Annotated in this window: 11 protein-coding genes and 1 pseudogene; 7 read left to right on the top strand and 5 right to left on the bottom strand. The window is 69.3% G+C overall.

The genetic code is table 11. The features are described 5' to 3' along the window. The first annotated feature begins 220 nt into the window (after positions 1-220). The 4 genes from F6X51_RS15370 to F6X51_RS15355 all read left to right on the top strand — a co-directional run bounded on the left by F6X51_RS15370 (position 221) and on the right by F6X51_RS15355 (position 4,318). Complete coding sequence (locus F6X51_RS15370; protein ID WP_150964552.1) at positions 221-877, top strand: tripartite tricarboxylate transporter TctB family protein; 657 nt, start codon at positions 221-223, stop codon at positions 875-877. A gap of 30 nt (positions 878-907) precedes the next feature. Continuing rightward, positions 908-2,413, top strand: coding sequence for a tripartite tricarboxylate transporter permease (locus F6X51_RS15365; protein ID WP_150964551.1), 1,506 nt, complete (start codon positions 908-910; stop codon positions 2,411-2,413). Between the two features lie 70 nt (positions 2,414-2,483). After that, on the top strand, positions 2,484-3,479 hold the full coding sequence (locus F6X51_RS15360) for a tripartite tricarboxylate transporter substrate-binding protein (RefSeq protein ID WP_150964550.1): 996 nt from the start codon (positions 2,484-2,486) through the stop codon (positions 3,477-3,479). Positions 3,480-3,565: 86 nt separating this feature from the next. Next, positions 3,566-4,318: a TerC family protein gene (locus tag F6X51_RS15355; RefSeq protein ID WP_150964549.1), complete on the top strand. Its 753-nt coding sequence runs from the start codon at positions 3,566-3,568 to the stop codon at positions 4,316-4,318. A gap of 174 nt (positions 4,319-4,492) precedes the next feature. Here F6X51_RS15355 and F6X51_RS15350 read toward each other — a convergent pair whose 3' ends face one another. The 4 genes and pseudogenes from F6X51_RS15350 to F6X51_RS15330 all read right to left on the bottom strand — a co-directional run bounded on the left by F6X51_RS15350 (position 4,493) and on the right by F6X51_RS15330 (position 9,532). Then, the gene (locus F6X51_RS15350; RefSeq protein WP_150964548.1) at positions 4,493-5,494 is read right to left on the bottom strand and encodes an asparaginase; all 1,002 of its coding nucleotides are present in this window, start codon (positions 5,492-5,494) and stop codon (positions 4,493-4,495) included. A 495-nt stretch (positions 5,495-5,989) separates the two neighbouring features. Then, positions 5,990-7,882: pseudogene (locus tag F6X51_RS15345) on the bottom strand (aminotransferase class III-fold pyridoxal phosphate-dependent enzyme). A 233-nt stretch (positions 7,883-8,115) separates the two neighbouring features. Continuing rightward, entirely contained in the window at positions 8,116-8,634 is a 519-nt protein-coding gene (locus F6X51_RS15335) for a DUF2059 domain-containing protein (protein WP_150964545.1), read from the bottom strand. 223 nt (positions 8,635-8,857) lie between these two features. Next, a complete protein-coding gene (locus F6X51_RS15330) occupies positions 8,858-9,532 on the bottom strand; it encodes a GntR family transcriptional regulator (protein WP_246696821.1) in 675 nt (224 codons plus the stop codon). A gap of 440 nt (positions 9,533-9,972) precedes the next feature. Between F6X51_RS15330 and F6X51_RS15325 the strand changes: the two genes are divergently transcribed. Further along, the gene (locus tag F6X51_RS15325; protein ID WP_150964543.1) at positions 9,973-11,277 is read left to right on the top strand and encodes an MFS transporter; all 1,305 of its coding nucleotides are present in this window, start codon (positions 9,973-9,975) and stop codon (positions 11,275-11,277) included. Positions 11,278-11,319: 42 nt separating this feature from the next. On the opposite strand, the gene F6X51_RS15320 is transcribed toward F6X51_RS15325, so the two are convergent. Next, positions 11,320-13,044, bottom strand: coding sequence for a thiamine pyrophosphate-binding protein (locus tag F6X51_RS15320; RefSeq protein ID WP_150964542.1), 1,725 nt, complete (start codon positions 13,042-13,044; stop codon positions 11,320-11,322). A gap of 224 nt (positions 13,045-13,268) precedes the next feature. On the opposite strand from F6X51_RS15320, the gene F6X51_RS15315 reads away from it, so the two are divergent. Both F6X51_RS15315 and F6X51_RS15310 read left to right on the top strand, forming a co-directional pair. Continuing rightward, complete coding sequence (locus F6X51_RS15315; RefSeq protein WP_150964541.1) at positions 13,269-13,676, top strand: cobalamin B12-binding domain-containing protein; 408 nt, start codon at positions 13,269-13,271, stop codon at positions 13,674-13,676. A gap of 19 nt (positions 13,677-13,695) precedes the next feature. Then, the gene (locus F6X51_RS15310) at positions 13,696-15,129 is read left to right on the top strand and encodes a phenylacetate--CoA ligase family protein (RefSeq protein WP_150964540.1); all 1,434 of its coding nucleotides are present in this window, start codon (positions 13,696-13,698) and stop codon (positions 15,127-15,129) included. Positions 15,130-15,171 lie beyond the last annotated feature (42 nt).

Below are 15,171 nucleotides of genomic sequence, written 5' to 3'. Positions count from 1 at the left end.
GGGATTAAGAGCAGCCCCTCGCACGTACACTTTCGCAGGCGAGCAACCTTCAATCGAGCGGCCGCTCAATCGCTTTCGGAGAGGGGTGAATCAGCTTCGATGTCATCATTCTGGTGATTGCGATGTATTCGCTACAGGACGCTTGCTCGCGGACATGCCATGATGACCTTGCAATCCGCCCGCAGCGGCGGAAGCTGAGGTTACGCCGGGAGACGACATCATGGATGAGCCGCTTCACGGCTCAGGGCACACGCGCATTCGCGGCCCGCAGCCCCTCGCAGCCGGACTGGGCCTCGTCGGCCTCGGTCTCCTCGGCGTCTGGGCGGGAAGCGATCTTCCGCAGGGCAGCATGAGGGCGATGGGCCCGGGTTTCCTTCCGCGATGGCTCTCCGTCGGCATCACCCTCTGTGGCCTTGCCCTCGCGGCATCCGGCCTCCTCAGGGATGGACAGCGCCTCCCGTCGATCGCCCTGCGCGGGCCCGCCGTCGTGATGCTGGCGATCCTCGCCTTCGCCCTGACGATCCGCCCGGTGGCCGTCGGCCCCCTGACGACACCGGGGCTCGGGCTGATCGTCGCCGGGCCCCTCGCAATCCTGCTCGCCGGCTACGCGAGCCCGGAGGCGCGATTCCGCGAGCTCGTGATCCTCGCCCTGTTCCTCACGGCGGGCTGCATGCTGCTCTTCGGCGATCTCCTCAACCTGCCGATTCCGATCTTTCCGGCCTTCGTGCTCGAGGCCCTCTCCGGCAGCGTGTCGCCGCGCCTTCTGCTTCGGGCGGTCGCGGCGGGACTGGGTCTGACCGGCCTGGGGCTGCTCGCCATCGGACGCGGGACGCGGCGTCGGGCGGTGGACGTCGTGCCCCACTCGATCACGACCTGATCGGCAGCCGAGAATCGGGAAATCCGGGCAGTGTCAGACCTCTTCGCCAATCTCGGGCTCGGCTTCGCGGTCGCTCTCAGCCTGCAGAACCTCGCCCTCTGCTTCATGGGATGCCTCGTCGGCACGCTCATCGGCGTTCTCCCGGGCGTCGGACCGATCGCGACGATCGCGATGCTGCTGCCGATCACCTTCGGGCTCGATCCGGTCGGTGCCCTGATCATGCTCGCCGGGATCTATTACGGGGCGCAGTACGGCGGCTCGACGACCGCGATCCTCGTCAACATCCCGGGGGAAGCCACCTCGGTGGTCACCACCCTCGACGGGCACCAGATGGCGCGTCAGGGCCGGGCGGGCATCGCCCTCGGCATCGCCGCCATCGGCTCGTTCTTCGCCGGCACCGTCGCGACGCTGCTGATCGCGGCCCTCGGCGCGCCGCTGACCCGCCTCGCCCTGGTGTTCGGGCCGGCGGAATACTTCGCCCTGATGGTGATGGGCCTCGTCTTCGCGGTGGTGCTCGCGCGCGGCTCGATCCTGAAGGCGGTCGCCATGATCCTGATCGGGATCCTGCTCGCCTCGATCGGCACCGATCTCGAAACCGGCCAGGACCGGATGACCTTCGGCTTCGCCTTCCTGACCGACGGCATCGATTTCTCGGTCCTGGCGATGGGGTTGTTCGGCGTCGCCGAGATCCTGCGCAACCTCGATCAGTCCGAGACCCGGGACGTCGTGCGCCAGCGGATCGGCCGGCTGCTGCCCGGATTGACCGATCTGCGTCAGGCGGCCGGGCCCGTGCTGCGCGGCACCGCGATCGGCTCGATCCTGGGCATCCTGCCGGGCAACGGCGCGGTGCTCGGCCCGTTCGCGGCCTATTCGGTGGAGAAGCGGCTCGCCCGCGACCCCCGGCGCTTCGGTCAGGGGGCGATCGAGGGCGTCGCCGGGCCGGAGAGCGCCAACAATGCCGGTGCGCAGACCTCCTTCATCCCGCTCCTCACCCTCGGGATCCCGCCCAACGCCGTGATGGCGCTCATGGTGGGCGCGATGACGATACACGGCATCGTCCCGGGGCCGGGCGTGATGACCAAGAACCCGAACCTGTTCTGGGGCATGATCGCCTCGATGTGGCTCGGCAACCTGATGCTGCTGGTCATCAACCTGCCGCTGGTCGGCATCTGGGTCTCCCTCCTCAAGGTGCCCTACCGCCTGATGTTCCCAGCAATCCTGATGTTCTGCGCCATCGGAATCTACTCGATCAACGCGACGCCCACGGATGTCATGCTGATCGGAGCCTTCGGCCTCTGCGGCTACCTCCTGATCAAGTTCGGCTTCGAGCCGGCGCCGCTCCTCCTCGGCTTCGTGCTCGGACGCCTCATGGAGGAATACCTGCGCCGCGCCCTCACCCTGTCGCGGGGAGACCCGATGGTCTTCCTCGAGCGTCCCGTGAGCGCCGTCCTCTTCGCCGTCTCGGCCGTGCTTCTCGTGGCGGCGCTGATGCCCGCTCTCCGCAGGAGCCGGGACGAGGTCTTCACGGAAGCCTGATCGATCACCGGGTCGGGCACCTCGCGCCCGGGCCGCCCGGACGCGAAACAAGCGAGAGGGAGGAACACCCATGAAGGACGCAACGACCCGCACCGTGAGATCGCTGTGCCTCGCGCTCACGGCAACGCTCGGTCTGGCCGGCCACGCGCGCGCCGACGCATTCCCGCAGCGCCCGATCACCATGGTGGTGCCCTTCGCGGCCGGCGGTCCGACGGACGTCATCGCCCGCATCGTGGCCGAGCACATGTCCCGGTCGCTCGGGCAGCAGGTCGTGATCGAGAACGTCACGGGCGCCGGCGGCACCACCGGGATCACCCGCGCCTCGCAGGCCGCGCCGGACGGCTACACCGTCATGATGGGGCACATGGGCACGCACGGCGCGGCGCCCGCCCTGTTCAAGGGCCTCAGATACGATCCCGCCAAGAGCTTCGACCCGATTGGGCTGGCGGCCGGAACGCCGATCGTGATCGTCGCCAGGAAGGACTTCGCGGCGCCAGACCTGAAGGCCTTCATCGCCGCCGTGAAGTCCGGCGGCACGAGCATCAACCAGGCCCATGCGGGCGTCGGCTCCGTCTCGCACTCGACCGGGATCTTGTTCGACGCGAAGACCGGGGCGAAACCGACCCTCGTGGTCTATCGCGGGACCGGCCCGGCGCTGAACGACCTGATGGCGGGCCAAGTCGACTTCATGACCGACCAGATCGTGAACGTGGCCCCGCAGATCACCGGCGGCACGATCAAGGCCTATGCCATCGCGACCCCGGAACGCTCCACGGTTCTGCCCGATGTCCCGACCACCAAGGAGGCCGGCCTCGACGATTATGAGGTCAGCGCCTGGAACGCCGTCTTCGCGCCGAAGGGCCTGCCGAAGGAGGTCGGCGCCAAGCTCGAGGCGGCCCTCGGCAAGGCCCTCGAGGACGAGACGACGCGCAAGCGCATCCTCGATCTCGGCGGCACGGTGCCGGGTTCGGGCGAGCGCGGGCCCGCGGCGCTGCAGAGGCTCGTCGAGAGCGAGGTGGCGCGCTGGACCCCGGTCCTCCGGGCCGCCGCCGACGGCACCCCGTAGGGTCGCGGGCCCGTCGCCGGAGGCGGCCTCGGGAACCCATGGCGGCATCGCCGCGACGGAACGAACGCGCTTCGAGGAATTGAGCCTTGGATCAGTACCTGACCTCGTCGTTTCTGCTGTCTCTGCTTCAGATCGTCTGGATCGACATCATCCTGTCGGGCGACAACGCGGTGGTGATCGCGCTGGCCTGCCGGGGTCTGCCCGAGCGCCAGCGCCGCATCGGCATCTTCGTCGGCGCGCTGGCGGCGGCGCTGCTGCGCATCCTCTTCGCGATCCTGATCTCCCACCTCCTCGCCGTCCCCCTGCTCAAGGTCGTGGGCGGGCTCATCCTCCTGCATATCGCGGTCAAGCTGGTCTGCGGCGAGGACGAGGCCGAGGGCGAGATCCGCCAGCACACCAGCCTGTGGAAGGCGGTCTGGACCATCGTGGTGGCCGATGCGGTGATGAGCTTCGACAACGTCGTGGCGGTGGCGGGGGCGGCCAGGGGCCACGACGCGCTGTTCATCGTCGGGCTGGCCCTGTCGGTGCCGCTGCTGGTCGTGGGCGCGAGCCTGCTCACGCGCCTGATCGACCGCGTCCCGCTGCTGATCTGGTTCGGCGGCGGCCTGCTGGGCTGGGTGGCGGGCGAGATGATCGCCTCGGACCCGCTGGTGCGCCAGCACGGCGTGGCGGCGCTGCCTCGGGCCGTGCAGGAGGGGATCCCCTATGGGATGGCGGCTCTGGGCGCCGCCGCCGTCATCGCGATCGGCAGCCTGCTCCGGCGCAGGAGCGCCCGGGAGGTCGCCCACCAGCAGGCCGAGGCGGTCGGCAAGGCCGAGGCCGACGTCCTCGGCGGGTAGGGCCCTCGGTTGCTGCGCGGCGAAGAAGGGTCGCGCGCGGTCGTCACGGCGTGCCGCAGCCCGAGCGCCGGTGAGGCGGCCGGCGCTCGCCGCGCACCGATGCGCGGGCGACGACCGTTCCTCCATGTCCACATTGCCGCGGGGCTTTGGGCGCAGATCGACGCGCTCGCCCTCTCAGTAGGTCGCGAAGAACTCGGCCACCGCCTCCGGCTCGCGCGTCCGCGTGAGGGCCAGCGCCAGCAGGATGCGGGCCTTCTGCGGCGTCAGGTTGTCGGCGCTAAGGATGCCGCGCTGGCGCAGGCGCGTCGTCAGCGGCACGACGCCGCTTCCCGCCCGGGTCGACATCACCACCACGAGGCCGGCCCGCGCCGCCTCCGCCAGGGCGTCGGCCTCGCCGGGCGGCGCCATGCCGGGCGCAAGCCCGGCCGAGACGAGGCCTCGCGCGCCCGCGTCCCGAAAGGCCCGCACGGCCGTTCCGTCGGCATCCGCGTAGGCGTAGGACACGTCGACCCGTGGCAGCCCGTCGAGGCCACGGATGTCGAAGGGCGTCCCCGGCGCATGGCCGCGCTCCGCGCGCCGGTAGTACCGCACCGTCGCTCCGTCGACCTGGCCGAGCACGCCGAAATCCGGCGTCCGGAAGGTCTGCAGCCGAGCGACAGAGGTCTTCGTCACCTCGCGGGCGGCCTGGATCTCGTCATTGAGCACGACGAGCACCCCGCGCCCGCGGGACCCGGGTGCCGCCGCCGCCCGGACCGCCGCCACGAGGTTGAGCCCGGCGTCGCTCGACAGGGCGCTGATCGGGCGCTGCGAGCCCACCAGCACGACCGGCACCTCAACCGTCAGGGTCAGGCTCAGGGCGTAGGCCGTTTCCTCCAAGGTCGCGGTGCCGTGCCCGATGACGATGCCAGCGAGGTCCGGGTGCTCGGCCGCGAGGTCTTCGCACTGCCGGACGAGATCGCGCCACTCCGCGAACCCGATCGCGGGGCTCGGCGCGGCCCGGAAGGCGACCGGGATCACCTCGGCGATCGTCCGCAAATCGGGGATCGCATCGAGAATCGCGTGCGCATCGAGGCGATCGTCCGTCGCGGTGTAGTCGAGGAGATCGAGGGAATCCCGTCCGCGCGACGAGATGGTTCCGCCCGTGCCGATGAATGCCACCTTGGGCCGTGTCGTCATACCGTCGCTCCTGACCTGTCCACCGACGCTCGGCCGCGTTCGGACACCGCGTTCATGTGTTCGCGTTGCACGCGCATGCAAGAACGAGGTGCAGGCCGTCTCCCCGGCGCAGGCCGTCCTGCCGGTGCAGGCCGTCTTGCCGGAGCCGGTCGGTGTGCGGCGGCTGGGTGATCGTCTTCGCCCGAGTCGGCCCCCGCTCAACGACGCGGCGCCGGGTGCGGGCGAGAGGGCTAGGGCGCTGATCTGCGGGCGCCGGGGCGACCTGCGCCCGACCGGCTCTTGGCGGCGAAGCCCGTCCACCGGAGGTCCGCTCGCGGCCATCCCTGATCCACCGGCGGCAGGCTTCCTGAACGGTGTCGGATCTCTCCGCCATAAGTCGCAGCGCGGTGCGAACGGCGTGCCAGACCTCTTCGGTCATATGGCCGGGCTGGCGGCTCGACAGGGTGTTGCGGGCGGTCAGCGGACACATGACGCAGCGCTGGTTGCACAGGCTCGTCAATTCCACATTCGTGCAGAACGGTGGCGGTGGTTGGAGGAGGTCGTCCGGCGCGGGCGTGCCCTCGGCAGTCGTGCACATTGCCCGCTCCCGTCAGACACGTCGTCGACCCTGAGCGCGATCGTCGGCGCCAAAGATCCCACATCCTTCAACCAAGTCACGCCTTCCTCGACGCAGTCGATCTCGAGAAGATAATGCCCGACATCCGAGGGCGCCGGGATCTCGAAGTCCAGATCGAGTTCCTCTCCGACCTGCACGTCTGGCGGGTCCTGGTTGGCCGCGACAGGGCGAGTAATCGCAGCCGATTGGCGGCCGAGCCGCATATTCCGGATCCACGCCGCGGGTCTGGCCGAAAGCGCCGTCTGCAGCCAAGAGCCGTTCACGAAACCCCTCGATCTCCCCGCAGGCCCGCGCCACCGCGCCGCGGCGAGATCGTGACGACGGAAATTCTGATCGATCACCGATCGCCTCTCGTCGTAGAGCCGGAGCCCCAGGTTCACCTTGCCGATGCCGGCGCCGCTGATCCGCCAGACGGTCTGCCCGGTGTTCCGGACGCGGCAGCGGATCCGCACAGGGGCTCCCGGCGTGGAGGCGATCTCACGGACAGCCGGAGCGATGTCGGCCTTGTGATGGAAATGGGCCGGCCGAGCGGCCTGCGCGCCGATCGGCCGGGCGGCCTGTTCCAGCGCAGCGCGGAACGCATCGACGAGCCAGACCACGGCCCGTTCGTCGTGCGCCAGACTCAGGTTGATCGCGTTGCACAGGAGGACCCGCTGACCGATCAGCGTCTCGACGAAGCGCAAAGCTTGGTCGGTGCGCGGGCCGAAATCCTGGCTGTCGTAGAAGCGCGGCATCAGCCGCTGCGGTGGGCCGATGAGTTCAGTGCGGATCCCGATCTCTTGCGCGAGGGCCGCGTACGCGGATCGCAGTTCATCGCCGACGGATCCGATCAGCTTCGGAGCGTCCAGCCGCTCGATCGCCGACAAGCAGGCACGTCCGGCAGCCATCGAGACGGTCTCCTGCTCGAAGGTGAGGCCATACCAGATGCGGCTGAACTCGCTCATCACGGCGCGCGTCCCCGTGACGAGAGACAGCGGCATCCCGTTGGCGACCGACTTCCCCAAGCAGATCAGATCAGGTCGGACGCCGTGGATCTCTTGGATACCTCCTCTGGCGATCCGGAAACCCGAGATGATCTCGTCGAAGATCAGGACGGCCCCATAGCGATCGGCCACCTCGCGCGCTGCGCGCAGGAAGGGCTTCGAGGCCAGCGTATCAACGCAGGGATCGACGATGATCGCCGCGAGGTCCCGAGCATGTTGGGTGGCCGTCTCGGACAGGTTGGCCGGGTCGTTGAACAGGATCGGGACGATGTGCCGATCGAGGGTCGGCGGCACGCCGGGCTGCCCCTAGCCGGCGAGCGACCAGTCGTGGAAGCCGTGATAGCCGCAGCGCAGGACGGTATTGCGCCCGGTATGGGCGCGCGCTGCCCGGACGGCCCCGAGGGTCGCGTCCGACCCGTTCTTGCCGAAGCGAACGAGGCCCGCGCCGGGGACGATTCTCTGCAGAAGGTCATGGAGGTCGCGAGAGAGGACCGATGTGCCGCCGAGCGTCGTTCCGAGACGTGCCTGCTGGCGGATCGCGCGCGTCACGCCCGGATGGGCGTGGCCGAGGATGATCGCGCCCCAGGCGAGATGACAGTCGAGATACTGGTCGCCGCGCTCGTCCCAAACACGGCACCCCTTGCCGCGGTGAAGGATCTGTGGGTGCAGCCTGCCGATCCGGGCGAGGACCGGATCAGGATCAGAGCGCTCTCCGGAAAATCCATGATCGATCGAACCATTCGATAACGGGAACGTCACTGCCGGGCTGCCGAGATCAAGCCAGCACATTCGTTCTAAAGCGAGGCAAGGCCGGGGCGATCGCAGCCGCGGCCTTCTGAACCGCGAGCGCCCTGGCAGGGACGAAGGAACGGTTGGGATCCGGCAGCCTCACGGCCACGGACAGCGTGAATTTTGTGCTCGCATCTGGTCTCGGCACGGCAAGACCTGCCGGCACCGGATGTCACGCCGCAGGCCGAATCCTCACCCGCACCCGGCAAGTGCCTGCGTCGCCGTTCAGCCGGTCATTTCGGGTTGCCGCCGGGGCCCCAGCCGTGAGCCTTGATCGCCTGGCTGATCTTGGTCTGCATCTCCGGCATCATGCCGCCCATCCACTGCGTCATGCCGGTCATCTGCGCCTGGGCGAGCTGCGGTTGGGCGGCGGCGAGGCGGCGGCCGGCCGGCGAGGCGTAGAAGGCGCCGATCGCCTGTAGGTCGTCTTTGGCGAGGACGCTCGCGAAGCTGCGCGCCTGGATATCGAGCAGCTCGTCGTAATGGGCCGTCAGCATGGGCAGGATCACCTCCTGAACGAGGGTCCGGGCCCGGTCCGGCTCCTTGATGCCCATCTGCTGCATCATGCCCACCATCGGCGCGGCCATGCCGTTCAGCGTATTCGTGCGGTCGCCCTGCATCTGCGTCACCACGTCGCGTGCCGCCGTCACGGCCGCCGCATCCGGCGCGGCGGCGGGTGGCGCGCCCTGCGCCGCCGCGATGCAAGGGACGGACACGCCGAGGCAAAGGATGATGACGGCCATGAGACGCATGGTGCGATCCTGTCGACGCGGGAAATGTCCGGCGGTCGTGACCACCGCGAATGCGCCGGGCGCCCTGCTAGCACGGGCCTGCGGCAGGAGCATCTCTGCACTGGGTCGGATGTCGCCAAGCCGTGCCCTGAGGATCGGAACCGGCACCCATCGCCGGGGTGAGCACGGCCCACTCGTGAGCAAGCGGCCCGCCATCCCGCGACGGCCCCCCCCGGCGAGGCGGCTACGCCGCGCCGATCGTCTCGCCGGTCGCGACATCGACCTTGACGCGCTCGTAGGCGTCGACGACGTGGCGGCGCATCAGGTCGGAGGCGCCGGCGGCATCGCCGGAGACCATGCGTTCGAGGATCCGGCTGTGCTCCTGCCAGACGCTGATCGACATGCCCGGATAGCGCAGCACGTGGCCCATCGCCCGGCGCAGGTGAAGCCAGTGCAGACGCATGGTCTCGCCGATGATCGGGTTTCCGGACAACTCGTAGATGAAGGCGTGGAAATCCATATCGGCCTGAAGCGTCGCGCGCGCATCCCCCGCGACCACGAGGTTGCGCCCGTGCTCGACCAGGGAGCGGCCCCGCAGGATGGCGTTCTTCGTCAGTCGCAGCGTCGCCAGGCTCACCGCCAGGGGCTCGACGGCCGAGCGGAACTGGTAGATCGCCTGGAAGAAGTCCGGCTCGACGGACGTGACCATCAGGCCGCGGCGCCCGGACTGAACCAAGAAGCCCTGCGCCTTGAGCACCGCCAGCGCGTGCGTCACCGGCTGGCGGGACACGCTGAGGCGGTTCGCGATGTCGTCCTGGGTCAGCCGCTCGCCCGGTTTGAAGGTTCCGTCGCACAGCGCATCGAGGATCACCGTGTAGGCCTGATCCACCAAGCTCGTCGACTGTTCGAGAGACTGCAATCCTATTCCCCGGTCGGCCATGGCTGCCCGCACCACTATGATTGTCGCTTGACACAAGTACAAGCATTCCGCAGTCTGTGTTCAGAGTACCGAATTCGATAGAGATGGGCCCCGCGTGCGTGGCCGGGATCGGAAGCGTCGGCGTCGGCGAAATCCGGGAGAAGGAGCCGTGTCCCGACGCGATCAGCGTCGTCTGGCTGACCGATGCGGCGGCACGCATGGTTTGCGGATCTTCGACCCGGAGGTCAGCGTTCAAACAAACATCTTGCGGCTCTCGAGATTTTCAGGCTGCGGGCATTGTAAAGCCCCTGGTTTTTAAATGCGCTCTGGCGGCCGGCGAAGTTCTCGACTTCGCGACATCATCCGTCCGTGCCAATTCGGTGAGATATTCAGAGAAAACGCGCACAAGCGCGAGCCCATAGCCTCTCAGGGAGGATGCCATGACGAGCGGTCTCACGTTGACGTCTGTCGAGGCGGTGCCCGACGGGCAGGTGCTCTACGGGAGATTGCTGCGCCGGTTGATTCCGTTTCTGCTCGTCTGCTACGTCGCGGCCTATCTCGACCGGGTGAATGTCGGGTTCGCCAAGCTGCAGATGCTGAACGACCTCAAGTTCAGCGAGACGGTCTACGGTCTCGGCGCCGGCGTCTTCTTCATCGGCTACGCGCTCTTCGAGATTCCCAGCAACATGATCATGGTGCGGACCGGCCCCCGGGTCTGGATCGGGCGGATCATGGTCACCTGGGGCCTCGTCTCGGCGGCGATGATGTTCGTCACGACGCCGATGAGCTTCTACGTGCTGCGCTTCCTCCTCGGCGTCGCCGAGGCCGGGTTCATCCCGGCGATCGTCTATTATCTGACGATCTGGTTTCCCTCGTCCCATCGCGGCAAGGCCTCGGCGATGTTCCTTGCCGGGATCCCGCTCTCGGGCATCATCGGCGGCCCCGTCTCGGGCTGGATCATGACGAGCTTCCACACGTTCCACGGTCTGCAGGGCTGGCAGTGGATGTTCCTGATCGAGGGATTGTTCGCCACGCTCCTCGGCGTCGTGTGCTTCTTCTACCTCGACAACGACGTCGCCTCCGCGAAGTGGCTGACGCCGGCGGAGAAGGAGCGGATCACCGCGGACATCGCGGCGGAGGCCCGCACCAAGCCGCTGCACTCGGCCCGGGAAGGCCTCACGAGCGGCCGGGTCTGGCTCCTCAGCGGCACCTACTTCTTCTTCACGATGGGTCTCTACGGCATCAGTTTCTGGCTGCCGACCATCATCCGGGACAGCGGCGTCAAGGATCCGCTGCATGTGGGCCTGCTGACCGCGATCCCCTACACGGGCGCCCTGATCGGGATGTACCTCGTCGGGCGAAGCTCCGACCGGATGCGCGAGCGGCGCTGGCACCTCGCGGTCCCGGCCCTGGTCGGGGCGATCGGCCTCGCGGTGAGCGTGATGGTGGCGCAGAACACCGCGCTGGCGCTCGCGGCCCTGACGGTGGCGGCGGCCGGAACGCTGACCTGCGTGCCGCAATTCTACACGCTCGCCCCCTCGGTCCTCACCGGCGCCGCGGCCGCGATGGGCCTCGCGCTCGCCAATTCCATCGGCAGCATCGCGGGCTTCATCAGCCCCTATCTGCTCGGCTGGGTGAAGGACGCCACCGGCAGCACCGGGAACGGCGTGCTGGTGCTCGGTGCGACGCTCCTCATCGGCGCGGCGCTCGTCTTCCTCAACCCGGCACGCCTGGTGAACCGGTAGGGCCGTGCGGGCGGCGGATGGCCAGGACCGGCGCCGTCCGCCTCAGCCCTCGCGCCACGCTCGCTCCGCCCGGTCCCAGGTCTCGAGGGGCTGGAGGTCCGGCACCCAGGCGAGCCCGCTCTTGGCGTCGGAGGAGACGGCATCGGCCGTCACCAGCACGTCGAGCAGGGCCGGGCGGTGAGCCAGCGCCCGCGCCAGGGCGCCGGGCAGATCCTCGGCCCGCGCCACGCGCTCCGCATGCATGCCGAAGGCGCGCGCCATCGCGGCGTGGTCGGCCTCCTGCAGGCGCGTGCCGACCACGCGGCCATGCGTGACGGTCTGGTCGTGCACCTCGATCTGCCAGGCGGCGTTGTTCGCCACGATGATCAGCACGGGGGCGGCGTGCCGCACCGCGGTGTCGATCTCGATGGCGTTGAAGCCGAAAGCCCCGTCGCCCGTGGCGACCACCACGGTGCGGTCGGGCGCCGCGAGCGCCGCCGCGATGCCGTAGGGCACGCCGACCCCGATGCAGCCGAACGGTCCCGGGTCGAGCATGGTCTCGGCGGACAACCCCACGCGGGCGAAGCTCAGGAAGTCGCCCCCATCCGTGACGAGGATCGGTCGCGCCTCCGGCATGGCGGCAACGGCGTCCCGGATGGCCGCGACGAGGCGGTTCGGGTGCATCCGTCCATCTGTGCCGTCCGGCGCCCCCCGAAGCGCGGCCTGCAACTTCAACGACCGTGCCCGATGTCCCTCCCGCATCGCCTCCGCCCAGGCGCCGTCGAGGTCCGGCGTGCGGTTGCCGGCGGCGGCGAGGATCGCCGCGAGGGTCTCGGCGGGGTCGGCGAGGATTGCCGTGCCGGGCCGGTTGTCGCGCAGCTCCGACGGGGCATCGGCGATGCGCAGGAACCGTGCCTCCCCGAAGATCGCCGGGGAGCCGTAGGCGAGCTGAAAATCGAGCCGCCGGCCGATCGTGACGATCAGGTCGGCCTCGCCCATGGCCTGGCCCCGCATGGCCGCCGCGACGGAGGGATGATCGTCCGGAACGAGGCCGCGGCTCTCGCCCGTGTCGAGATAGGGACAGCCGAGGCGGTCGAGCAGCGCGACGAGCTGCGGGCCGGCGCCGCGGGCGCCGCGCCCGCTGATCACCAGGGGGCGGCGCGCGGAGAACAGAAGCTCGACGGCCCTGGACACGGAATCGGGATGAGGCACGGACCGCGCGATCACCCTCGGTTGCATCAGTTCCGACAGGACGATGGGGGCGGGAACCTGCGCGCGCAGGGTGTCGGTGGGGAAGTCGAGATAGGACGGACCGGGATCGCCCCCCTCCCCCATCGCGCGCGCGAAGGCCTCGGCGAGTTCCTGCGGCACCAGGGCGGGCTCGCGCACCGTGCGCGCGTAGCGGGTGACCGGACGCACGAGCTGGACGTGGTCGAGATCCTGGAGGGCGCCGCGGTTCTCCTGCGGCCGCGGCGGCGCGCCGGACAGGACCAGTACGGGCGCGCGGGAGACGTGCGCGTTGGTGATGCCGGTGATCGCGTTGGTGAGGCCGGGGCCCGCGGTGACGAGGGCGACCCCGAGGCGCCCGGTCAGCTCGGCCTCGGCCTGTGCCATGTGCACCGCCGCGCGCTCGTCGCGCACGTCGACGATGCGGATGCCCACGGCATCGAGCGCCATCCAGATCGGCATGATGTGGCCGCCGCAGAGACCGTAGACGCGGGCGACGCCGTGATTGGCGAGAAATCGGGCGATGATCGCCGCACCATTCTCCTCGGCTGGGCTCGTCATGCTGGCCTCGCTGTCGTGGCTGGGCCCGTCCGGGCGCGTCAGAGGATTCCGTACGCTCGCGGGCGCGATCGGCGTCCCGCGATCGTCGCATCACCGCTGCTCGCGAAGGCCGCACCTGGAGGCGGCAAGGCAATGCTGCGTTGCACTATACTTACTTCTTGACCTCGATTTTGCACCATCCTACCACTCGATTACGGAATTCGGAATTCGATAGGGAGGTCGATGTGAGCCAGCCGATACGCGTGCTCCTGGCCAAGGTCGGCCTCGATGGACATGATCGCGGCGTGAAGGTCGTGGCGCGCACCCTGCGCGACGCCGGCATGGACGTGATTTATTCCGGTCTGCACCGGAGCCCCGAGGAGGTGGTGACGGCCGCGATCCAGGAGGACGTCGACGTCCTCGGCGTCAGCCTGCTGTCCGGCGTGCAGCTCACGGTCTTCCCGAAGATCTTCCGGCTCCTCGCCGAGCAGGGCGCGGACGACCTGATCGTCATCGCGGGCGGCGTGATGCCCGACGAGGATGTCGCCGCCATCAAGGAGATGGGCGTGCGCGAGGTCCTGCTTCAGGACACGCCGCCCGACGTAATCGTCGAGACGCTGCGCCGGCTCGTTGCCGACCGCGGCGAGCGCTGAGCAGAGGCGGGGTACGGCCATGGAATCCTGGACCTTCCCACCAGCCTACGACGACACATACTTCCCTGCCGAGACGTGCCGCTACTGGTTCCCGGAGCGCGAGACCATGTCGGCGGGTGCGCGCGAAGCGGCGATCCTGGCGCGCCTCAAGGAGGTCTGTGCCTACGCCTACGCGAGCGCGCCGTTCTACCGCCGGCACTGGGACGAGGCCGGATTTCACCCGGAGCAGCTGCGCAGCCTCGAGGATTTCGAGGACAAGGTCCCGGTGATCACCAAGGCCGAGCTGCGCGCCTCGCAATCCTCGGTCCCGCCCTTCGGCGATTACCTCTGCGTGCCCGATCGCGAGATCTTCCACATCCACGGGACCAGCGGCACCACCGGGCGCCCCACCGCCTTCGCGATCGGACGGTCCGACTGGAACGCCATCGCCAACGCGCATGCCCGCATCATGTGGGGCATGGGCATGCGGCCGGGCGACATGATCTGCGTGGCCGCGATCCTCAGCCTCTACTTGGGAAGCTGGGGGGCGCTCGCCGGCGCCGAGCGCCTCGGCGCCAAGGCTTTCCCGTTCGGGGCGGGCGCGCCCGGCATGACGGCGCGCTGCGCGCAGTGGCTCGACAGCCTCAAGCCCGCGGGCTTCTACGGCACGCCGACCTACGCCCTGCACCTCGCCGAGGTCGCCCGGGCCGAGGGCCTCGATCCGCGCCGGTTCGGCCTGAAATACATGTTCTTCTCGGGCGAGCCCGGAGCCTCGATCCCGGGTGTGCGCGACCGCATCGCCGAGGCCTTCGACGCCAAGGTGTTCGATTGCGGCTCGATGGCCGAGATGTCGCCCTTCATGAACGTCGCAGGCAGCGCGGAGACGGACGGCCTGCTCTGCTGGCAGGACGTGGTCTATACTGAGGTCTGCGACCCGGCCACGATGCGCCGGGTGCCCTACGGCGAGCGCGGCACCCCGGTCTACACCCATCTCGAGCGGACCTCGCAGCCGATGATCCGGCTGGCCTCCGGCGACCTCACCCTGTGGACCGATGGGCCGACGCCGTGCGGGCGGACCTATCCGCGCCTGCCGCAGGGCATCTTCGGCCGCATCGACGACATGTTCACGATCCGCGGCGAGAACGTCTATCCGAGTGAGATCGACGCGGCGCTCAACGCGACGAGCGGCTACGGGGGCGAGCACCGCATCGTCATCACCCGGCAGGCGGCGATGGACGAGCTGCTGCTGCGCGTCGAGGCCGACGCGACGATCTTCGCCCAAGGTCCCGACGCCCTCGAGGCGTTCCGCCGGGACACCTGCCACCGCCTGCAGAAGCTACTGGGTCTGCGGGCGCAGGCCGAGATCCTGCCCCCGAACAGCCTGCCGCGGACCGACTTCAAGGCCCGCCGCGTCATCGACGACCGTGCGGTCTTTCGCGACATGCACGCCCAGCTCGGCGGGGGCGCCGCGTGAGGCCGCGCGCGGCCCCCCCGCGCCCGCAACCCGCGGAGGATG

It is taken from the genome of Methylobacterium planeticum (genome assembly GCF_008806345.1).
Taxonomy (GTDB): Bacteria; Pseudomonadota; Alphaproteobacteria; order Rhizobiales; family Beijerinckiaceae; genus Methylobacterium; species Methylobacterium planeticum.
Note: the sequence above shows the minus strand (reverse complement) of the source record. Positions and strands in the feature narration are given on the sequence as shown.